We start from the raw sequence: 21,672 nt of genomic DNA, 5'->3' as shown, positions 1-21,672 counted from the left end.
CTCCGCCGTGAACACACCCCCCTGAAAGGGTGGGTATCGGAGGCCCAGTGGATCTCGCTAGCTTCTTCGGCGTCAAGCTCGTCCTCAGTCAGTTGTTTCCAGTCAGGAGGGAACGTGGCGCAAAGATTTCGCCGGTTCGGCAGTGTGGCCGTTGCAGTCTTCACGGCGATGTTCGTCATGCTGCTGCCGTCGTCCGCGCAGGCCGCGGAGAACCCGACGATCCGCTACAGCACCACCCCGTACAACGCGCCCATCTACGAGGTAAGGGCCGGTTACAGCTGGGGGTGCCTCGACATCCGCGGCGATACCACCAGTCCCGGTGCCATCATCCAGAGGTACGACTGCAACGGACACTTGAACCAGCGCTTCACCTTCCACAGCCTGGGCAACGGCAACTTCGCGATCGGCACCTTCGGCGGCGCGCGCTGCGTCGGCCCGCAGGGCGGCTACGCCTACAAGGGCGTCTCCATGATCCAGGCGGACGGTTGGGGCTGCGGTACCTTCACGTGGATCTTCCAGGGTGGCGAGAAGGGCGACCACTGGGAGATCCAGGAGGTCGGCACCGGACTCTGCCTGCACGACACCGGCCGCCGCTCGCCCGTCGTGCTCGGCGACTGCGGCGTCAGCGGTACGCCCTGGCCCAGCATCTGGGTGCCGCGCTTCGACAGGTACTACGACTTCTCCAGGATCGGCTTCTAGGGTCTGTTGCGACAGTGCTGGTCAAAGCCACTCGTTGATGGCGGCGATCAGCACTGTCGCCTCGTAGCACACGGCCAACTTGTCGTACCTCGTGGCCACCGCGCGAGCCGAGCTTCTTGCGGGTGCGGACCTGGTCGGCCTTCTCCGGGATGGTGCATTCGATCCGGCGTCTGCGCAGGTAGGAGTGCCGGCGATCAAGTTTTTCCCCAGGTTGGGCGGTTTGAGCGTCGTGTAATTCCCCATCCCGGTCTCCTAATTGGCCATGGGTAGCGCGGAGGTCGGGATCGAGGGACCTGGTCGTCGCGGAGCAAGGGCGTCTGGGGGCGGGCCGGGTGTCGAAGACGCAGGCCACGGTGGTCATCCGCTTGCGGTTCGGCTTCTCGCCCGGCGCGAGCCGGCCGCGGTGGCCGCCCCGATCGGCAGGCTCAGCTGGCCGCCGCAGTCGGCCCTTCACCGAACCGGGGAACGTCCTCCGCTGTCACGTCCAAGCCCAACCGGCGGAGGCTCAGCGGGTGGCGGAAAACGCCGCCCCGGTCATCACCCGGTCGGCGCTGATCTCCGCCACCAGCTCGGGGCGGACCAGGACCACGTCCAGGGCCTCTCGCGAACCCCAGGCACGCCGCGAACCGCACCCCCGTCCAGGGGTGCCCCGGGCCGGGCCGGGGCTAGTACTCCAGCAGCGGATCGTTTCGTGAGCTGGTGGTTGTCGTTGGCAGGGCATGGTGGGGATGGCTGGGGCCCAGGGGTGGGCTGCGGAGTTGGAGTCGGTGTTCGCGCGGGTGGCGGGCCGGTTCGGACGGGCGGATCTGCGGTGGCGGATGCGGGACTACCTGCGGGGGCTGCTGGCTCCAGTGGCCCGGAAGAACGGCTGGCAGCTGGCCGAGTACGCAGGTCACCGCACCCCGGACGGATTCCAAAGACTGCTCAACTCGAGTGTCTGGGACGCGGACGCACTCCGTGACGATGTCCGTGACTACGTCGCAGGCAAACTCGGTCCTGGTGGTGTCCTGATCGTCGACGACACGGGGTTCATCCTCCGTGGCAGAGATCCGACGGCTCCTGGAACATCTCCTGCCCCACCACCGAACAGGCCGACCTCGTCCACGAGATCACGCACTGAACTGGTCCCACTGGCGCCGACGCCGCCAGGCCACCGCCCAGCGCAGTCACTACCTGAGAAGAACCAGCTCAGGACACGATCCGCTGCTGGAGTACTAGGCGGCCCGGGTCAGTACGCGGGTGGTGCTGCCGTCGTCCTCGGTGACGTCCCGGACGTGCTCGAACCCGATCCGCTCCAGCAAGGCCAGCGAGGCGCCGTTCTCCGCGGCCACGGTGGCGTGCACCTCGGCCAGTCCGAGGGCGGCGAAGCCGTACTCCACCAGGGCCCGCGCCAGCTCGGTCCCCAGCCCCGCACCCCAGGCCGCGGGCGCCAGGGCGTAGATGATCTCGTGGCCGGCGACCGCGTCCGTCCGTTTGATCTCGGCGTGCCCGATCAGCTCGCCGTCGAGGCGGACGGCCCAGACGTCGAACAGGTTCCCGGCGTAGACCTTGGTGAAGATCCGGCCGAACAGGGCCCGGTCCTCCTCCTCGGTGGCGGGGCCGTCGCCCATCCACCGGGACACCCGCACGTCCTGGAAGAGGGTCACGAAATCCTCCTCGTCCGCGGGGACGTAGGGGCTCAGCAGCAGGCGCTCGGTGCGCAGGACAGGGGTCATGGGCGGCGACGCTAACCGGCCGCCGCCGGGGCGGCAAACGGTTTGACGGTCCGCCCGCGCGGGAAGCGGGTGAGCCGTGTCTCACCCGGGCGGCGGCACTTGTCTATGCAACGAGTTGCATAGAAGGATCGGGGCATGGCGCTCGACCACGCGATCCTCGTCTCCCTCCTGGAGATGCCGGGCTCCGGATACGAACTGGCCCGCCGGTTCGACCGGTCCATCGGCTACTTCTGGACCGCCACCCACCAGCAGATCTACCGCGTCCTGGGGCGCATGGCCGCCGACGGCCTGCTCACCGTCCGCGAAGTGCCCCAGCAGGGGCGGCCGGACAAGAAGGAGTACGCCGTCGCCGCGCCCGGCCGCGCCGCCCTCTCCCGGTGGCTGCACGAGCCGATCGAGCCCGAGAGCATGCGCCACGAGCTGGCCGTCAAGATCCGCGGTGCGGCCTTCGACGACCCCGCCGCCCTCATCCGCGAGGTCGAACGCCACCGCAGCGCCCACGGCGACCGCCTCGCGCACTACCTCGCGGGCGAGCGGCGCGACTTCACCGGCCCCGGCGCCCCCGCCCCGCTCGACGCCGGGCAGGAGCTCCAGCACGTCGTGCTGCGCGGCGGCATCGCGTACGAGCGGATGACCATCGCCTGGCTGGACGACGTCCTGGCCACCCTCCACCGCATCGGGGCGGCGACACCGCCCGCCTGACCGCAAGACCCGTCACTACTCCCCGGAAGGCGACCCCTCATGGCCGACTCCCTCCTGTTCAACCCGCGCACCTACGACCCCGCGCACTTCGACCCCGAGACCCGCCGCCTGCTGCGCGCCACCGTGGACTGGTTCGAGGAGCGCGGCAAGCGCAAGCTGCTGGAGGACTACCGCACCCGCGCCTGGCTCGCGGACTTCCTCGCCTTCGCCGCCAAGGAAGACCTGTTCGCCACCTTCCTCACCCCGGCCTCCGCCGCCGGCCGGGAGGACCAGCGCTGGGACACCGCCCGCATCGCCGCCCTCAACGAGATCCTCGGCTTCTACGGCCTCGACTACTGGTACGCCTGGCAGGTGACCATCCTCGGCCTGGGCCCGGTCTGGCAGAGCGAGAACGCCGCCGCCCGCGCCCGCGCCGCCGAACTCCTCTCCCAGGGCGAGGTGTTCGCCTTCGGCCTGTCCGAGCGCACCCACGGCGCCGACATCTACTCCACCGACATGCTCCTGGAGCCCGACGGCGACGGCGGCTTCCTGGCGACCGGCTCCAAGTACTACATCGGCAACGGCAACGCCGCAGGCCTGGTCTCCGTCTTCGGCCGCCGCACCGACGTCGAGGGCCCGGACGGCTACGTCTTCTTCGCCGCCGACAGCCGCCACCCCGCCTACGGCCTCGTCCAGAACGTGGTCCACTCCTCCAAGTACGTCAGCGAGTTCCGGCTGGAGCGCTACCCGGTGGCCGCCGAGGACGTGCTGCACACCGGCCGCGCCGCCTTCGACGCCGCCCTCAACACCGTCAACGTCGGCAAGTTCAACCTCTGCACCGCCTCCATCGGCATCTGCGAGCACGCGATGTACGAGGCCGTCACCCACGCGCAGAACCGGGTCCTCTACGGCCGCCCGGTCACCGCCTTCCCGCACGTGCGCCGCGAGCTGGCCGACGCCTACGTGCGCCTGGTCGGCATGAAGCTGTTCAGCGACCGCGCCGTGGACTACTTCCGCTCCGCCGGGCCCGAGGACCGCCGCTACCTCCTCTTCAACCCGATGACGAAGATGAAGGTGACCACCGAGGGCGAGAAGGTCATCGACCTGATGTGGGACGTCATCGCCGCCAAGGGCTTCGAGAAGGACACCTACTTCGCCAACGCCGCCGTCGAGATCCGCGGCCTGCCCAAGCTCGAGGGCACCGTCCACGTCAACCTCGCGCTGATCCTCAAGTTCATGCGCAACCACCTGCTGGAGCCGGTCGAGTACCCGGCCGTGCCGACCCGCCTGGACGCTGCCGACGACGACTTCCTGTTCCGGCAGGGCCCGGCCCGCGGCCTGGGCTCCGTACGCTTCCACGACTGGCGGCCCGCCTTCGACGCGTACGCAGGCGTGCCGAACGTCGCCCGCTTCCGCGAGCAGGCCGACGCCCTGTGCGCGTTCGTCGCCACCATCGCCCCCGACGAGGCGCAGAGCCGCGACCTCGACTTCCTGCTCTCCGTCGGCCAGCTCTTCGCCCTGGTGGTGCACGGCCAGCTGATCCTGGAACAGGCCCGCCTCACGGACCTGGACCGCGACGTCCTCGACGAGCTGTTCTCCGTCCTCGTCCGCGACTTCTCCGGCCACGCCGTCGAACTGCACGGCAAGGACTCCGCGACCGTGGCGCAGCAGGAGTGGGCGCTCGGCGCGGTGCGCCGCCCGGTCGTCGACGAGGCCCGCGCGGCCCGGGTCTGGGAGCGCGTCGAGGCCCTTTCCGGGGCCTACGAGATGGCACCGTAACGGGGCCGGTCCGCCGGCGGGGCCCGGGGCGCGGTCCCCGGCCCGGCCGGCGGGCGGTCAGGCGGCCGGCTTGCCGGGCCGGTCGTGGGTGGCGCCGGGCGTCCGGGGCGGGTTCCCGGCCACCGGCCGTCCGGCATGCGGCCGTCCGGGGGACCCGGTAGCGTCGGAAGGGTACGTTCCGCCCAACCGCCGGGGCGCTGTCCGGCAACGGCAGCCGTGCGCGCCGGCAGAGGAACGGGATCCCATGGCGAAGCACACCCGCAACACGGCGGCCGCAGCGGCCGCCCTGGTCTGCCTGGCCGCCGTCACGGCGCCGCCGGCCGCCGCCGCCCCCACCCCGGCGGCACCCGCGCGGTTCGTGCCCGGCCCCTGCCCGAAGACGGCCGAGCCGGTCCCCGAGCTGGCCAAGGCGCGCTGCGGATTCCTGGAGGTCCCCGAGAACCGGGCCCGTCCCGGCGGCCGGACCATCAAGCTGGCCACGGCGGTCATCCCGGCCGTCTCGGCCAAGCCCGCCGCGGAGCCCGTGGTGTTCATGGCGGGCGGCCCCGGAGGCGAGACCTTCGACGACATCCCGTTCCTGACCGCGGCCGGCGTGAACCGGGACCACGACCTGATCATCATGGCGCAGCGGGGGAACCGCTACGACCGGCCCAACCTGGCCTGCCCGGAGGTCGACCGCTTCAACGCGCGCTACGTGGGCCTCGGTTACGACTCGGCGCAGGCCAAGTCGCAGATGCTGGACGCCTTCAAGCAGTGCCGGGTCCGCCTGACGGCCGACGGGACCGACCTCGGGGCCTACAACACCGCGGAGAACGCGGCGGACTTCGCCGACCTGCGTACGGTTCTCGGTATCGCGCAGTGGAACGTCTACGGATACTCCTACGGGACCAACCTGGCCCTCACCTATCTGCGCACCCACCCCGAGGGGATCCGCGCGGTGGCGATCGACTCGGTCACGCCCCCGCAGAGCGTGGTCCTGCCCTGGGGCTGGCCCAGCGCACAGGAGGGCATCGGCGCCATCCTCGACGCGTGCGCGGCCCAGCCGGCCTGCAAGAGCCGCTACCCGGACCTCCGCAAGACGCTGGACGAGCAGGTGAAGCGGCTGGAGGCGAAGCCGCTGACGCTGACCGCCGCCCCGCCGAAGGGCGGGGCCCCGGTGAAGGTGGTCCTCGACGGGGGAGCCGTGCTCGGCGTGCTCGTTGCCAACACCATCAAGCCGGCCGACCTCCCGGCGGCGATCGACGAACTGGCCCACGGGAACCCGGAGCGCTTCGCCCGGGCCCGGGCGGTCGACTCCGTCCAGGCGACCGGCATGACCGCGCACGGGCTGACGGAGTCGGTGGCCTGCGCCGAGTGGACGCCGGGGGTCACCGAATCCGCGGTGCTGGACGCGGGCCGCAAGGCCTTCCCCCGATGGCCGGACACCGTCCTGGCCCAGACACCGCAGCTCCCCTTCCAGCTCGACGTGTGCCGGACCTGGAACGTTCCCGACCGGGCCGCCCAGCAGCGGGTGGCCGCCGTCAGCTCCGTACCCACGCTCCTCCTCTCCGGGACCTTCGACCAGAAGACCGGCGCCGGCTTCGCGAAGGACGCCTCCCGCACGCTGTCCCGCTCGACCTCCGTGAAGATCCCCGGCATCACGCACTGGGTGGTCCCGCAGTCGCCCTGCGCGGCCAAGGTGCTCGCCTCCTTCCTCGCCCGCCCGGCCGCCCCCGACACCGGCTGCGTGGCCGGCCTGGAGCCGGCGCCGTTCACCATCACCCCGAAGTGACCGGGAGGACCGATGCCCCGCACCGACGCGTCCCGCCCCCGCCGCACCGTGCGACGGCTGCACGCCTCCTCCGCCGGCCTGGCGGCCGGCCTGCTCCTCACCGGCCTGTTCAGCGCGCCCGTCCAGGCGTACGGCACCGCCACCCCGCCCCCGGCGCCCCTCGGCACCGTCGCCGGGACGGCCGGCGACGCCCGCTACACACCGGGCGCCTGCCCCAGGACGCCCGAGCCGGTCGCCGAGCTCGACGGCGCCCGCTGCGGAACGCTCACCGTCCCCGAGAACCGGACCAGACCGGACGGCCGCAAGATCACGCTCGGGGTGGCGATCGTGCCGGCGCTCGCCGCGACGCCACGGCCCGACCCGATCGTCTGGCTCGCCGGAGGACCCGGGGACGACGCCGTCGGCGAGGCGAAGATGGCCGTCGACGGCGGCCTCAACCGCGACCGCGACGTGATCTTCATGTCCCAGCGCGGCACGTACTCGGCCGACCCGGCCCTCACCTGCCCGGACATCGACGAGTTCAACGCCCGCGCGACCGGCCTCGCCTACGCCTCGCCCGACTCCGAACGCCTGCACCTCCAGGCCACGAAGGCCTGCCGCGACCGGCTCGTCGGCCTCGGGGCCGACCTCGGCGCCTACAACGACACCGAGAGCTCCGCCGACCTCGCGGACCTGCGCGGCGCGCTGGGCGTGGCGCAGTGGAACCTGTACGGCATCTCCTACGGCACCCAGCTGGCGCTCGTCACCATGCGCCTGCACCCGCAAGGGATCCGGTCGGTCGGCATCGACGGCATCCTGCCGCCCTCCACGGCCGGTGAGGCCCTGACCTGGAGCGCCGCCAAGCAGGGCTTCGACGGCCTGTTCAAGGCCTGCGCCGAGCAGCCCGCCTGCAACGACCGCTACCCGAACCTGTCGGCCACCTTCGAACGCCTCGTGCGCGAACTCCAGGCCAAGCCGGTCACCACCACCGTCACCCTGCCCGACACCCACAAGCAGGTGAAGGTGGTCCTCGACGGCGCGGCCCTGGTGAACTGGCTGACCTCCGCCACCCACGTCGCGGCCCAGGTGCCGCGAGCCCTCGACGAACTGGACCACGGCAAGCCCCAGCGCATCGCCGAGCAGTGGTCGGTCGGCAAGTACTCGCCCCAGGCCGTCGGCCGGCTCTCCCACGGGCTGGTCTACGGCGTGTTCTGCAGCGAGTGGACCCCGTACGCGGCCCGGGACGCGGCCCTGCGCGGCGGCGAGGAGGCCTTCCCGTCCTTCCCGCGCGCGGTCCAGTCCCAGGCACCGCAGCTGGCCTACCTCCACCAGGACTGCGACACCTGGAACGTCCCCGCCGCACCGCGCTCGATCCGGGACGTCACCAAGAGCGACATCCCCACCCTGGCCCTCTCGGGCGGCTTCGACTCCCAGACCGGAGCGGCCAACGGCCCCTACGTCGCCCGCACCCTGTCCCGGGCCACCGTCATCACCGTCCCCTACGAGCCCCACGTGGTCTTCGCGACCTCGAAGTGCGCCCAGACCATCGCGGTCTCCTTCTTCGACACCCCGACGACCCCGGACACGCAATGCCTCAAGGGCCTCAAGCCCCCGGCGTTCGAGACGGGCCCCTGACGGGACAGCCGGCCCACCGGCGGCCGTCCGGAGCCGTCCGGAGTGACAACGGGCCACATGCCGGAACCCATGCTTGACCGATCAACCTGCGGCGACGTAGCTTCGGGCGCAACGACTCGTGAGCTCAGGGAAGGAGGCGACGTCGGATGCCGACCGTCTCCGCGCCGCTGCGCCCCGCCCACGAGGTCGCCTGGGCCCCCGGCCGTGTGGCCCACGGCTGCTGAACGGCCCCTCCCTCCCGGTGCGCCCGCCCGCGGCCCCGGCCCCGCTTCTCCCCACACACCGCCTGCGGTACGCCGACGCGTGCCGACGTGCGCTCCCCGGACTCATCGAGCTCCGGGCTCTTCGAGCTGCGCCACCGAAAGAGAAAGCTCCTGAAATATGGCGACCAGTACACCCACACCCTTTATCACGGTCAACGGGCAGGAAACCCCCCTCGCACCGGCTGCCCCCCACACCACGGTGCTGGACTTCCTGCGTGAGCGCGGGCTGACCGGCACCAAGGAGGGCTGCGCCGAGGGCGAATGCGGAGCCTGTTCGGTCCTGGTGGCCCGGCCCGGTGTGGACAGGCCCACCGACTGGGTGGCCGTCAACGCCTGCCTGGTCCCGGCCGCGGCGCTCGACGGCCAGGAGGTGATCACCTCCGAGGGCCTGGCCACCCCGGGCGAGCCCGGCACCCCGCCCACCCTGCACCCCGTACAGGAGGAGATGGCGGTCCGCGGCGGCTCCCAATGCGGCTACTGCACCCCGGGGTTCGTGTGCAGCATGGCCGCCGAGTACTACCGCCCCGGCCGCTGCGCCCACCCCGCCCCCGCCGAGGAAGGCCGCCCCGGGCACGGCGACGCCGGGCACGGCGACCCCGAGCACGGCCCGAACGGCTTCGACCTGCACGCGCTGAGCGGGAACCTGTGCCGCTGCACCGGATACCGCCCGATCCGCGACGCCGCGTTCGCCGTCGGCGCGCCCGCCGGGGACGACCCGCTCGCCCGGCGCCGCGAACAGTCCCCGCCCGAACCGGCCGCCACCGCCTACACCCGCGACGACAGCAGCTTCCTGCGGCCGGGCAGCCTGGCCGAGGCGCTGGAGCTGCTGCGCGAGCGGCCCGACGCCGTCGTCGTCGCCGGCAGCACCGACTGGGGCGTCGAGGTCAACATCCGCTCCCGCCGGGCCCCTTGCGTCATCGCCGTCGACCGGCTGCCCGAACTGCGCTCCCTGCACATCGGATCCGGCCACATCGAGATCGGCGCCGCGCAGACCCTCACCGAGATCGAACGCCGCCTCGACGGCGCCGTACCCCTCCTGGCCGAGCTGTTCCCCCAGTTCGCCTCCCGCCTCATCCGCAACAGCGCCACCCTCGGCGGCAACCTCGGCACCGGCTCGCCCATCGGCGACAGCCCGCCGGTCCTGCTCGCCCTGGAGGCGTCGGTGGTGCTCGCCGGCGCCGACGGCGAACGCGAAGTCCCCCTCTGCGACTACTTCACCGGCTACCGGCAGAGCGTGCGCCGCCCCGGCGAGCTGATCCGCGCCGTACGCGTCCCCCTGCCGCTGTCGCCCGTCACGGCCTTCCACAAGATCGCCAAGCGGCGGTTCGACGACATCTCCAGCGTCGCCGTCGCCTTCGCCCTCGACATCCAGGACGGGACGGTCCGCAAGGCGCGCATCGGCCTGGGCGGCGTGGCCGCCACCCCGATCCGCGCCCTCGCCGCCGAGGCCGCCCTGGAGGGCAGGGCCTGGACGGCCGAGACCGCCCAGGCCGCCGCCGAGGTGCTCAAGACCCAGGGAACCCCCATGGACGACCACCGCGCCAGCGCCGGGTACCGCTCCGCGATGCTCGGCCAGAGCCTTCTCAAGCTGTACGCCCAGACCACCGAGGCGGTGTCTTCGTGAGCCAGTTGTCCCAGCGCCCCGAGAAGCCCGCCGTCGGACTTCCCCTCCCGCACGAGAGCGCCAACCTGCACGTCACCGGCGCCGCGCTCTACACCGACGACCTGATCCACCGCACCAAGGACGTCCTGCACGCCCACCCGGTCCAGGTGATGAAGGCCCACGGCAGGATCACCGCCCTGCGCACCGCAGCCGCGCTCGCCGTGCCCGGCGTGGTCCGCGTGCTGACCGCCGCCGACGTGCCCGGCGTCAACGACGCCGGCATGAAGCACGACGAACCGCTCTTCCCCGACACGGTCATGTTCCACGGCCACGCCGTCGCCTGGGTGCTCGGCGAAACCCTGGAGGCCGCCCGGCTCGGTGCGGCGGCCGTCGAGGTGGAACTCGACGAACAGCCGTCGGTCGTCACGCTGTCGGAGGCGATCGCCGCCGGGAGCTTCCACGGCGCCCGGCCCGTGATGCTGGCCGGCGACGTCGACGCCGGATTCGCCGACTCCGTCCACGTGTTCACCGGCGAGTTCCAGTTCTCCGAACAGGAACACTTCTACCTCGAGACCCATGCGGCGCTGGCCCACATCGACGAGGCCGGGCAGGTCTTCGTCCAGAGCAGCACCCAGCACCCCTCGGAGACCCAGGAGATCGTCGCCCACGTCCTCGGCCTGCACAGCCACGAGGTGACCGTGCAGTGCCTGCGCATGGGCGGCGGCTTCGGCGGCAAGGAGATGCAGCCGCACGGATTCGCGGCCGTCGCCGCCCTCGGCGCCAAGCTCACCGGCCGGCCCGTCCGGGTACGTCTCAACCGGACCCAGGACCTGACCATGTCGGGCAAGCGGCACGGCTTCCACGCCGCCTGGAAGATCGGCTTCGACGCCGACGGCCGCATCCAGGCCCTGGACGCCACCCTGACCGCGGACGGCGGCTGGAGCCTGGACCTGTCCGAGCCGGTGGTGGCCCGCGCCCTCTGCCACATCGACAACACCTACTGGATCCCCCACGCGCGCGTCGCCGGGCGCATCGCCAAGACCCACAAGGTCTCCAACACCGCCTTCCGCGGCTTCGGCGGCCCCCAGGGCATGCTCGTGATCGAGGACATCATGGGCCGCTGCGCGCCGCTGCTCGGCCTCGACCCGACGGAACTGCGGGAACGCAACTTCTACCGCGAGGGCCAGCACACCCCGTACGGGCAGCCGGTCACCCAGCCCGGGCGGATCTCCGCCGTCTGGGAGCAGGTCAAGGAGAGCGGCGGACTGGCCGACCGGCGGCGTGAGATCGCTGCCTTCAACGCCGCGCACCCGCACACCAAGCGGGCCATCGCCCTCACCGGCATCAAGTTCGGCATCTCCTTCAACCTCACCGCCTTCAACCAGGGCGGCGCACTGGTGCTGATCTACAAGGACGGCTCGGTCCTGATCAACCACGGCGGCACCGAGATGGGCCAGGGCCTGCACACCAAGATGATCCAGGTCGCCGCCACCACCCTGGGCGTCCCCCTGCACAAGGTGCGGCTGGCACCGACCCGCACCGACAAGGTGCCCAACACCTCCGCCACCGCCGCCAGCGCCGGGGCGGACCTCAACGGCGCGGCCGTGAAGAACGCCTGCGAGCAGCTGCGCGGACGGCTGCTGGAGGTGGCCGGAACCCAGCTGGGCGCCAACGCCTCCGACGTGCGCATCGTCGAGGGCGTCGCCCGCGCCCTGGGCAGCGACCGCGAACTGGCCTGGGACGACCTCGTGCGCACCGCCTACCTCCAGCGCGTCCAGCTCTCGGCGGCCGGCTTCTACCGCACCGAGGGACTGCACTGGGACGCGAAGGCCTTCAAGGGCTCGCCGTTCAAGTACTTCGCCCACGGCGCCGCCGCCACCGAGGTGGAGGTGGACGGATTCACCGGCGCGTACCGCATCCGTCGCGTGGACATCGTGCACGACGTCGGCGACAGCCTGTCCCCGATGATCGACATCGGCCAGGTCGAGGGCGGCTTCGTCCAGGGCGCGGGCTGGCTGACCCTGGAGGACATGCGCTGGGACACCGGCGACGGCCCGAACCGCGGCCGGCTGCTGACCCAGGCCGCCAGCACCTACAAGCTGCCCAGCTTCTCGGAGACGCCCGAGGAGTTCAACGTCACGCTGCTGCAGAACGCCACCGAGGAAGGGGCGGTCTACGGCTCGAAGGCGGTCGGCGAACCCCCGCTGATGCTGGCGTTCTCGGTGCGCGAGGCGCTGCGGCAGGCCGCCGCGGCCTTCGGGCCCGCCGGGGTCAGCGTGGAACTCGCCTCCCCCGCGACGCCGGAGGCGGTGTACTGGGCCCTGGAAGCGGCCCGTGCCGCCGCCACGGCCCGCACCGGCGGCGCGAGCGCCCTGAGCCATGCCTGAACTGACCTGGGTGGCCGCGGTCGCGCGGTTGCGGGCGCGCCGGGAACCCGGCGCGCTCGTGACCGTCGCGGCCGTGCGCGGCCACGCACCCCGCAAGGCCGGCGCCAAACTCGTCGTCGGACGGACCGAGACCTGGGGCTCGGTCGGCGGCGGCAACATCGAGGCCGTCGCCATCGACCGGGCCCGCGAGGTGCTCGCCACGCCCGACGCGGAACCGGAACTGATGGAATTCGCCCTCAACGACAAGGTCACCGGCCGGCACGGCGTGCAGTGCTGCGGCGGAGCCGTCAGCGTCCTGCTCGAACCCCTGCCGGTGGTCCCGGCGGTGGCGGTCTTCGGCGTCGGACACGTCGGCCTCGAACTGGCCCGCATCCTGGCCCGCTTCGACCTCGACCTCCACCTGATCGACACCCGCCCCGGCCAGCTCGCCGACGACCGGCTCGCCGTGCTCGCGGACGCCGTGGCGCAGGTCCACGTCCACCACACCCCCCTGCTCCCGGAGGAGGTCCTCACCGAACTGGCCCCCGGCACCCACGTCCTGATCATGACCCACGACCACGCCGAGGACGCCGCCCTGTGCGACGCCGCCCTGCGCACCCCGGGGCTGGGCACGATCGGCCTGATCGGCTCGGCTGCCAAATGGGCCCGCTTCCGCCACCGCCTGTCCACCGAGGGCGGCCACGACGACACGACGATCGACCGGATCAAGACCCCGATCGGCCTGACGGAGATCACCGGCAAGGAACCGGCCGCGATCGCGGTGGGCGTCGCGGCGGACCTGCTGCGCACCTTCGAACGCGACCGCACCTGACCCCCGCCCGGCCGCAGCCCCCCGCCCGGCCGGGCCCCGCGCCGCACCACGCACCCTCAGCCCCACGCGCGGTGCCGGGCCCGTCCCGGCCACGGGCGCCTCCAGCCTCAGCAGTGCGACGGCATGGCCGTCGCGGCGCCAGGTGACCGCACCCGCCCGGGCCGCCGGCCGTAGGCCCCGCCGGCGGAAAATCCTCGTCCACGAGAGCTTCCCGCAGGCATCATTGCGGTCGACCGCCCCCAGGGTTCACGCGAGCGACGACTCGCTTCGAGAAAGGTGCCCCATGCCGATTCCGCGCAGGACGTTACTGACCGGCTCGACCGCTGGTGCGGCTGCCGCCGCCGTCGGGAGCACGGGAAGCGCACGGGCCGCCGAGAGGCCGGCGGACGCGGTGTCGCCCCTGCTGCAGCGCACGCCCAGCCGGATCGGGGTGCCCGGAGTGGCGGGGCTGCACCTGCAGTTCGGCGCCGACCCGGCCACCGAGATGACCGTCTCCTGGATCAGTCCCCAGTCCGTCCGGCGGCCGCGGGTCCACCTCGGTTCACCGGACGGCGGCGGCTCGGGGCACGCGGTCGACGCCGAGACCCGGACCTACCGTGACGACCTGTCCCGGCGGGAGGTGTACGTCCACCACGCCCGCATCACGGGGCTGCGGCCCGACACCACCTACCTGTACTCGGCCGGGCACGACGGCGCCGCGCAGGAGACCGGGTCGTTCACTACCGCCCCGCGCGGCCGCTCCGCGTTCACCTTCACCAGCTTCGGCGACCAGGGCACGCCCAATCTGCGCCGCTCCCTCACGTGGCCCACGCCCGACGCACCGCCGCCGCTCGGCCATTTCCGGCTCCACACCAGCACCCAGGGCGGCACCGAGGCCTCCGCCGACATCGTGGCCGCGGTGGAACGGGTCGCCCCGCTGTTCAACCTGGTCAACGGCGACCTCTGCTACGCGGGCGTGGCCGGTGCCATCGGTGAGGACCGCGTCGCGACCTGGGCCGACTGGTTCATCGGCAACAGCCGTTCGGCGCGGCTGCGTCCCTGGATGCCCTGCGTCGGCAACGGCGAGACCGAGAAGGGCAACGGCCCCCTGGGACTGACGGGCTACCAGACCTACTTCACCCTGCCGGACGCGGCCACCGCCACCGACGCCCAGACCCGCGGCCTGTGGTACGCCTTCACCGTCGGCGGGGTCCGCTTCATCAGCCTGGCCAACGACGACGTGGCGATCGTCGATACCGGGGACATCTATCTGCGCGGCTACTCCGGCGGCGCACAGCGCCGCTGGCTGGAGCGGGAACTGAAGGCGGCGCGGGCCGACACCGGCATCGACTGGATCGTCGTCTTCATGCACCACCCCATGATCTCCAGCCACCGCAGCGGCGGCAGCGACCTCGGAGTCCGTCAGGAATGGGGCCCGCTCTTCGACGCGTACGGGGTCGACCTGGTGCTCTGCGGCCACGAGCACTACTACGAGCGGTCGCTCCCGGTCCGCGGCACCCTGCCCAACGACACCCGCACCCCGGTCCCGGTCTCCACCCGCACCGACGTCGCCGACACCGGGAAGGGGACCGTCCACATGATCATCGGTGGCGGGGGCAACTTCGCCACCACCCAGGACGACCTGTTCGAGGAGCCCAAGGGGCGCGTCGTCGTCGACGTGAGCAAGGAACCCCAGGGCCGCCACCGCACGCCGGTCTACCTCACCGAGGACGCCCCCTGGCGCGCCGTGCAGGACCGCGTCCACCCCCACGGCTTCGCAGCCTTCGACGTCGACCCGGGCACCAGGGGCTCCGGCCGCACCCGGATGAACGTCACGTACTACACCTTCGACGGCCCCTACGGAGAGCTGACCCCGGTGGACGCCTTCACCCTGGAACGCCCCCGGGCGGACGCCCGCCACTGACCGCTCCGGGGGCCGGGACCGACGGGGCTCAGTGCTCGCAGAGGGAGAACTCCCGCTCGTACAGCTGCTCGTTGTGTTCGGCGACGAAGAACTTGCGTTCGTGCATGAGCTGTTCGCGGTAGCCCTTCGCCTCTTCCAGGGTCATGGTCGAGGTCTCGGCCCACGGCTGCTGCGGCGGCACATCGGCCGTCGAGACGATCCTCTCGGACGGATCGACGAGGAAGAAGGCGAGGATCTTCCGGTGCCCCGGGCGGGTGGGGTCCGCGAGGCGGAACGCGCCGACGCGGTGCTGCAGGACGTTCGGGAAGGCCAGGCAGCGGCCCGCCGGAGTCGCCGCCGAACCCAGTATCTGGTTGAGTTCGTCCTCGTTCTCCAGGCCGTAGACCTCGCGCAGGCCGTCGTCGTCGTTCTGCTCGTAGTCCGGGTCGTCGAGCGCGGTGCGGAAGCTCAGCCGGCTCTCGGTGACGTTCTCGCTGTCCCAGTAGTAGATGCCGGTCGAGACGATCCGCTCGTTCAGCATCCCCTCGACGTGCCAGGAACCGCCGGCGTACTCGGGCTTCTCCGGGGTGAGGTGGATGGTGGCCAGCTTCACGATGACCTGGAGGCCCCGGCCGCGCAGGTCGACCCGGGCGGTCGCGTCGGGCACCTCGGGCGCGGTGAACTCCGGCGCGTCCGGGACGACCGGCCGGCGGGTCTGCCACCACTCGTCGTGGGCCTCCCCCCACTCCTGGCGGGCTTCCGCGAAGGCGGCGTCGTCACCGTAGTCGGCCCTGTTCGGGTACTGCGGCTCCGACTCGTACCACCCGTAGGGATCGGCCTTGATGCGCAGGGGCCGCGGATGGCGCAGATCGGTGAGCACGTTCTCCAGGAGCGGACGCATGCGCGCGAACAGGTCCGGCAGAACGGAGGCCAGCTCGCGGTGGTCCTCCGGGTGGACGTTGTTGACGTGCGAACGGAAGCAGACCCCGCCGTCCTCAGCGACCTCCACGTCCGTGGGCAGCCACTGGAACTTCTCCGAGAACTCGTGCTTCGAATAACGGTCCGTCGGATTCCGCCACGCCCCCTCGGGCGCTGGGCTCACGTCCCGCACCAGGCAGAACAGCGAGGGATGTACCAGGTCCAGTACCTGACCACCGGATCCCGGATGCCAGTCCAGCTCCGCCGGGGGAACCTCTTCCAGCACCCGCACCGCCTCGCGCAGCCGAGCTGCGAGCTCCTCGTCGACCAGCGCGTCCGACTGCCACACCCCGTCGACACCGGACACCTCGATGCCGGTCCGCCCGTCCCGCAGGGCGGCGTAGTGGGCGAGTTCGTCGAGGACGTAACGCACCTGAGCCTCGGTGAGACCCTGCTCGCGGGCTTCCCGCGTCCACCGGGCGACGACGTCGGCGTCCTTCATCTTGTCGAACCACCCGGCCTTCGCCCGGATGTGCGCGCTGCACTGCATCATCTCCAGCTCCCGCAGCGTCCGGGGTGCCGCGAACGCTACGGAACGCGATGCTTGAAAGGGCAACGGAAAGGCGGACAGGCCGGACAATTCTCTTGATCCTCCGAGTCGGTGTGCGGTGCCGGGAAGGATACTTCAGTGCACTGACACCGACCGGCACCACGATCTCTGCCGGGAGAGGGGGAGGGAACCGGCGGCCGGGGGCTAGCCGTTGCTCCACCCGGACGTCCGGGAATACGAGTCGAGCAGGTCCACCACGAAGACCAGGGTCGAGCCCGCCGGGATCAAGGGTGAGGGCGACTGGTTCCCGTAGCCGAGACGCGGGGGAACGACGATCTCGCGCCGGCCGCCGACCCTCATGCCCCGCACCCCCCGGTCCCAGCCCTTGATGACCTTGCCACTGCCCAGGGCGAACTTGAACGGCTGCCCCTGGTCCCAGGAGGCGTCGAACTCCTTCCCGGACTCGAAGGTCACCCCGACGTAGTGGACCTTGACCACCATGCCCGGCTTGACCTCGGCCCCCTCCCCGACGACCAGGTCCCGCACGGTCAGCTCGGCGGGAGCGTCCCCCTTCGGAACCTCGACCACGGGCTTCGTCCGTTCTTCACTCGTCACAGCCTCATCGCCTCATCACTCTCCGTCGAAACCCACCGCACGGGCGTGCCGGACCATGGAAGCCGTGCGCGGCCGGCAGCCACGCTATCGAGAATGCCGACGCCGAAGAACGCGACCCCCGCACCCACCCCGGCTCAGCCCCTTCCGAGGAGGTCGTCGGCGGCGTCCTTGGACAGTCCGACCCTCACCAGGGCGGCTGCCAGTCTCGGCAGCGTCTCGGTGTCCACCAGGCGGGCGAGGGCCTCCGGCGTGGCCGGCAGGCCGAGCTTGGAGGCGGCCTCGCGGGCGCGGTCGTCGAACGAGGGGCGCAGCTCTGGCCATACGGTCTGGGCCTCACGGCAGAAGATGTCCGCTCCCACGGGCCCGATCCGCGGGAACTCCCGCAGCAGTGCGCGGATCCGGTCCGGATCCCCGTCGGCCTGGTCGCGCAGGCGGCGCAGGTCGCCGCGGTACCGGTCGAGGACGAGTTCGGCTCCGGCGCCCAGCGCGGTGGCCGTGCTCTCGTCGTAGCGGCGGTAGTGGGCGCGGCCGAGTGCGTCCACCCGGTCCTGCCAGGAGGAGTCCGCCATCGCCCGGGGTGTCCGCATCCCGGCTCCGAACAGCTCGCGGGCGGCGGCCACCGCGATGTCGGCGTTGATCCGTACGGAGAAGAGCACGCAGAGGGTGAGCAGTTGGTAGAGGGGCGCGGGTGTGTTCCGCAGCTTGATGCCGGCTTCCTCGGCATGGGTCCGCCCGTAGGCGTCCATCAGCTTTCGTACGGTCGTCTGTCGTCGTCGTGTCATGGCGTCGGGTTCGTTTCGTCACGGGTGAGTGCGGTGAGCAGGCTGTGGGCCCTTCGCAGGGAGCGGGGCCGGGGAGGGGTCCGCCAGGGGTCTTCCCCCAGCAGCTCGCCGACGGTGGCGAGGGTCCAGCGGCGGGCGGTGAGGTCGGGGTCGTCGAGGTCGCTCCAGGACAGTGGGGCGGCGACGGGGGCGCCGGGGAGGGCGCGGACGGCGTAGGGGGCCACGGCGGTCTGGGCGTAAGCGTTGCGCCCGGTGTCGAGGTAGAGGCGTCCGCGGCGGGCCTTCTTCCTGGGCTCGGTGGTGAACCGGTCGGGCCGGCGGGCGGCCAGGACGCCGGCGACCGCGCGCGCGAAGACGCGTACGTCGTCGAAGGGCGCGCGGCGGTCGAGGGGGACCACGACGTGGAGGCCGCGGGAGCCGGTGGTCATGGGCAGGGACGGCAGTTCCAGCTCGTCCAGGAGCCGGTGCAGGCCGAGCGCGGCCTCCCGCACCGGAGCGAAGTCTTCGCCGGCCGGGTCGAGGTCGAACACCAGCCGGTCCGGATGGCCGGGCCGGTCGGCCTTGGACAGGAAGCGGTGCGGGGTGGTGCACGCCTGGTCCGCGAGGTAGAGCAGCGTGGCGGTGTCGTCGCAGATCACGTAGGTGACGGTGCCGTCCTGCTTGGGCAGTTCGGCACGGTGGATCCAGTCCGGGAAGTGGTCCGGGACGTCCTTCTGCATGAAGGCGGGGCCGTCGGTCCCGTCGGGATGCCGTTCCAGCATCAGGGGCCGCCCGCGCAGCTGGGGCAGCATGCGCCGGGCCACCGTGCGGTAGTAGCCGGCGAGGTCGGCCTTGGTGATGCCGTCACCGGGGAAGAGGACCTTGTCCGGGCGGCTGATCTCGACGGTGTGCCGGCCGGCCCGTATGCGCTCCGGCGGCGTGGACCGGCGTTTCGGGGTCATCGGGTCCTCCCGGCCGGTTGCTCACGGACCACCTCGGCCCCCGGCTCGTCCTCGCGCAGTCCCAGGCCTCGGGCGTGCGTCGGCGGCGACCTGGTTCAGGGTCCGGCCGGTACGCACCGACCTCGCCCGCCGGGGGTCGGGCGTGCCGGTGGCGGCGGCCCGCTCGTCGGCCTGCTTGACCAGCAGCCAGGCCTCCTTCCCGCCGTCCGCGTCGTCACGGATCCGGGTGAGCGCGTAGCCGCCGTGCAGCTTGCGGCCGTCGAGCCGGAACGAGGCATGCCCCCGCTCCAGCGCCTCGGTGAGCGGGATCTCGCGGCCGTCGCGGTCGGAGGTGGCGTTGCGGTACGTTCCCTGGTCCCAGACGATCACCGTGCCGCCGCCGTACTCGCCGTGCGGAATCGTGCCCTCGAAGTCGCGGTACTCCAGCGGATGGTCTTCGGTCGGTGTCGCGAAGCGCTTGTCGTGGGGGTCGTTGGAGGGCCCCTTGGGCACGGCGAATGATTTCAGTACGCCGTCGGCTTCCAGCCGGAAGTCGAAGTGCATGCTGCGGGCGTCGTGGATCTGCACCACGTACGAGGGCTGCCCGCCGGAGGGCTCGTCGAGTCCGCCCTCGGGCTCGGCCGTCTTGGAGAAGTCGCGTCGCCGGTGGTAGTGGGCCAGTGGTCTCTTGGCTGTCATCGCAGCCTCCTCACACCGTGGGGCAAGGGATCCCGTCCACGCGGCTACCCGGCATCGCGGCCGTCATCCGCAGCGGGCGGACGACGGCGCCGGCTGCTTGGCGGATCCGGAAGGGGGCAGGCGCGCGGATACAGGCCGGCGTCGCCCGCTCCCTGCCCTGCGCATACGTGACCGAGGAGGCGTGATGAAAGCCGTGACCTGGCAGGGCCGCCGCAAGATCGAGGTGGCCACCGTTGCAGACCCGCGGATCGCCGATCCCACGGACGCCGTCATCAGGGTGACGACGACGGGCCTGTGCGGATCGGACCTGCACCTGTACGAGGTGCTCGGGCCCTTCCTGGACGCCGGGGACATCCTGGGGCACGAGCCGATGGGGGTGGTCGCCGAGGTGGGGCCCGAGGTCCGGGAGCTGAAGGCCGGCGACCGGGTCGTCGTACCGTTCAACGTGTCCTGCGGGACCTGCTTCATGTGCGAGCGGGGGCTGCACTCGCAGTGCGAGACGACCCAGGTCCACGAGCACGGCAGCGGCGCGAGCCTGTTCGGATACACCAAGCTCTACGGGCAGGTGCCCGGGGGACAGGCCGAATACCTGCGCGTCCCCTTCGCCGACACGCTCCCGATCCGCGTGCCCGATGGGCCACCGGACGAACGGTTCGTCTACCTGTCGGACGTCCTGCCGACCGCCTGGCAGGCCGTCGCCTACGCCGGCATCCCGCCCGGCGGCAGCGTCGCCGTCCTGGGCCTCGGGCCCATCGGCGACATGTGCACCCGCATCGCCGCCCACCGCGGTGCCGGCAAGGTGATCGGCATCGACCTGGTCCCCGAACGGCTCGCCCGCGCCGCGGGCCACGGCGTACAGGTCTACGACCTGACCCACTACGGTGACCAGCTCGCCGACGCGGTCCGCAGCGCCACCGGCGGCCGCGGCCCGGACGCCGTGATCGACGCCGTCGGCATGGAAGCCCACGGCAGCGCCGGCGTCAGGGCCGTACAGACCGCGACCGGCCTGCTCCCGGACGCCTTGGCCGCCGCTCTGATGAAGAGGGCCGGGGTCGACCGCCTGGGCGCCCTGAGGCTGGCCATAGAGCTCGTACGCCGCGGCGGCACGATCTCCCTCTCCGGCGTCTACGGAGGAGCCGCCGACCCGCTCCCGCTGCTCACGATGTTCGACAAGCAGATCCAGCTGCGCATGGGACAGGCCAACGTCCGCCGCTGGGTCGACGACCTGATGCCCTTGCTGACGGACGGCGACCCTCTCGGCGTCGAAGGCTTCGCCACCCATCACCTCTCCCTGGACGAAGCCCCACGGGCGTACGCGGACTTCCAGGCGAAGCGGGACAACATGGTGAAGGTCCTCTTCCATCCCTGACGGCTGAGCCGCTCGTGGGCGCCCTTCCACAAGAGGCGGCCTAGCTCATGGCGGCGGTCTCGTTGTCCAGGAGGTCCAGCAGCGGCGCGCGGTGGAGGGCGGCGACCGGCTCCAGCAGGTCGGGATGGCGAAGCAGGGGCGCGGCGTCGTGTTCGTGGTCGCCGGGGCGGGTGAGGCGGGTGAGCTCACCGGCCTGGCCACGGTCGACGTGGCGCTGGGCGGCGAGGGCCAGGGCGGGGGCGGCGAGGAGGCAGGCGGCCCAGCTGACGACGGTTTCGTCCACCCACGTCCGCCAGCCGGCGTCGGTGTCGTCGCCGTGATCGGCGCCGGTCAGCCAGTCCAGCCGGGCGCTTCCGCCCGGGCCGAGGAGATCCAGCAGCTCGGCGTCCAGCGGGGTCGGGTACCGCAGGGCGGCGGCCAGGGCGACGGCCTGCCGGGCCTGGGCCTCGGCCAGGGCCTGGCTGAACGCGCCCGGGGAGGGCGGGAAGGCGGTCAGCAGCCAGCGGGAGCCGGCGGCTATGACAGGTGCGAGATCGGCGGACACGGCGGGTTCCTCGGGGGGGGGGTGCTCGCCTGGGCCTCCCGGGCCCGCGAGCTGCGGCGCGAAGCTGCGC

17 protein-coding genes and 1 pseudogene are annotated in these 21,672 nt (G+C 72.1%); 11 read left to right on the top strand and 7 right to left on the bottom strand.

Going from position 1 to position 21,672, the window contains the following annotated elements; genetic code table 11:
- Window positions 1-144 precede the first annotated feature (144 nt).
- Window positions 145-699: an RICIN domain-containing protein gene (locus BX286_RS06435; protein WP_079424552.1), complete on the top strand. Its 555-nt coding sequence runs from the start codon at window positions 145-147 to the stop codon at window positions 697-699.
- A 728-nt stretch (window positions 700-1,427) separates the two neighbouring features.
- Window positions 1,428-1,742 (top strand): annotated as a pseudogene (locus BX286_RS06420) (transposase); the annotation flags it as partial.
- Window positions 1,743-1,913: 171 nt separating this feature from the next.
- Here the strand turns inward: BX286_RS06420 and BX286_RS06410 are convergent.
- Complete coding sequence (locus tag BX286_RS06410; protein ID WP_079424550.1) at window positions 1,914-2,414, bottom strand: GNAT family N-acetyltransferase; 501 nt, start codon at window positions 2,412-2,414, stop codon at window positions 1,914-1,916.
- A 135-nt stretch (window positions 2,415-2,549) separates the two neighbouring features.
- On the opposite strand from BX286_RS06410, the gene BX286_RS06405 reads away from it, so the two are divergent.
- From BX286_RS06405 to BX286_RS06370, 8 genes are all read left to right on the top strand, one after another.
- Window positions 2,550-3,116 carry a PadR family transcriptional regulator gene (locus BX286_RS06405; RefSeq protein ID WP_079424548.1) on the top strand — a complete coding sequence of 189 codons (567 nt, stop codon included), beginning with the start codon at window positions 2,550-2,552 and terminating at the stop codon, window positions 3,114-3,116.
- 39 nt (window positions 3,117-3,155) lie between these two features.
- Window positions 3,156-4,874, top strand: coding sequence for an acyl-CoA dehydrogenase family protein (locus BX286_RS06400; RefSeq protein WP_121014708.1), 1,719 nt, complete (start codon window positions 3,156-3,158; stop codon window positions 4,872-4,874).
- 244 nt (window positions 4,875-5,118) lie between these two features.
- The gene (locus tag BX286_RS06395) at window positions 5,119-6,645 is read left to right on the top strand and encodes an alpha/beta hydrolase (RefSeq protein ID WP_121014707.1); all 1,527 of its coding nucleotides are present in this window, start codon (window positions 5,119-5,121) and stop codon (window positions 6,643-6,645) included.
- A gap of 12 nt (window positions 6,646-6,657) precedes the next feature.
- Window positions 6,658-8,259 carry an alpha/beta fold hydrolase gene (locus BX286_RS06390; RefSeq protein ID WP_121014706.1) on the top strand — a complete coding sequence of 534 codons (1,602 nt, stop codon included), beginning with the start codon at window positions 6,658-6,660 and terminating at the stop codon, window positions 8,257-8,259.
- 381 nt (window positions 8,260-8,640) lie between these two features.
- Window positions 8,641-10,146: a xanthine dehydrogenase small subunit gene (locus BX286_RS06385; protein WP_121014705.1), complete on the top strand. Its 1,506-nt coding sequence runs from the start codon at window positions 8,641-8,643 to the stop codon at window positions 10,144-10,146.
- Complete coding sequence (gene xdhB, locus BX286_RS06380; protein ID WP_121014704.1) at window positions 10,143-12,512, top strand: xanthine dehydrogenase molybdopterin binding subunit; 2,370 nt, start codon at window positions 10,143-10,145, stop codon at window positions 12,510-12,512. Before BX286_RS06385 ends, xdhB begins: the two co-directional genes overlap by 4 nt.
- The gene (gene xdhC / locus BX286_RS06375) at window positions 12,505-13,323 is read left to right on the top strand and encodes a xanthine dehydrogenase accessory protein XdhC (protein WP_187344099.1); all 819 of its coding nucleotides are present in this window, start codon (window positions 12,505-12,507) and stop codon (window positions 13,321-13,323) included. Before xdhB ends, xdhC begins: the two co-directional genes overlap by 8 nt.
- A gap of 283 nt (window positions 13,324-13,606) precedes the next feature.
- A complete protein-coding gene (locus BX286_RS06370) occupies window positions 13,607-15,226 on the top strand; it encodes a metallophosphoesterase family protein (protein ID WP_079424536.1) in 1,620 nt (539 codons plus the stop codon).
- A 28-nt stretch (window positions 15,227-15,254) separates the two neighbouring features.
- Here the strand turns inward: BX286_RS06370 and BX286_RS06365 are convergent, their stop codons facing one another.
- From BX286_RS06365 to BX286_RS06345, 5 genes are all read right to left on the bottom strand, one after another.
- Window positions 15,255-16,763: a DUF4246 domain-containing protein gene (locus BX286_RS06365; protein WP_121014703.1), complete on the bottom strand. Its 1,509-nt coding sequence runs from the start codon at window positions 16,761-16,763 to the stop codon at window positions 15,255-15,257.
- A 114-nt stretch (window positions 16,764-16,877) separates the two neighbouring features.
- Complete coding sequence (locus BX286_RS06360; RefSeq protein ID WP_079424533.1) at window positions 16,878-17,288, bottom strand: FKBP-type peptidyl-prolyl cis-trans isomerase; 411 nt, start codon at window positions 17,286-17,288, stop codon at window positions 16,878-16,880.
- A gap of 134 nt (window positions 17,289-17,422) precedes the next feature.
- Window positions 17,423-18,070, bottom strand: a complete 648-nt coding sequence (locus BX286_RS06355) for an endonuclease (RefSeq protein WP_079424532.1) — start codon at window positions 18,068-18,070, stop codon at window positions 17,423-17,425.
- Window positions 18,067-19,011 (bottom strand): non-homologous end-joining DNA ligase, encoded by a 945-nt coding sequence (ligD, locus tag BX286_RS06350; RefSeq protein ID WP_121014702.1) that lies wholly within the window; start codon window positions 19,009-19,011, stop codon window positions 18,067-18,069. Before ligD ends, BX286_RS06355 begins: the two co-directional genes overlap by 4 nt.
- A 21-nt stretch (window positions 19,012-19,032) precedes the next feature.
- Window positions 19,033-19,689, bottom strand: coding sequence for a DNA polymerase ligase N-terminal domain-containing protein (locus BX286_RS06345; protein WP_079424528.1), 657 nt, complete (start codon window positions 19,687-19,689; stop codon window positions 19,033-19,035).
- Between the two features lie 184 nt (window positions 19,690-19,873).
- Between BX286_RS06345 and BX286_RS06340 the strand changes: the two genes are divergently transcribed.
- Window positions 19,874-21,058, top strand: a complete 1,185-nt coding sequence (locus BX286_RS06340; protein WP_100865238.1) for an alcohol dehydrogenase catalytic domain-containing protein — start codon at window positions 19,874-19,876, stop codon at window positions 21,056-21,058.
- 40 nt (window positions 21,059-21,098) lie between these two features.
- Here the strand turns inward: BX286_RS06340 and BX286_RS06335 are convergent, their stop codons facing one another.
- Entirely contained in the window at window positions 21,099-21,602 is a 504-nt protein-coding gene (locus BX286_RS06335; RefSeq protein ID WP_079424524.1) for a hypothetical protein, read from the bottom strand.
- Window positions 21,603-21,672: the final 70 nt, after the last annotated feature.

Source organism: Streptomyces sp. 3211.6, assembly GCF_003634815.1.
GTDB classification, from domain to species: Bacteria; Actinomycetota; Actinomycetes; order Streptomycetales; family Streptomycetaceae; genus Streptomyces; species Streptomyces katrae_A.
The sequence above is the reverse complement of the archived record's forward strand: the minus strand, read 5'-3'. Positions and strand labels throughout refer to the sequence as shown.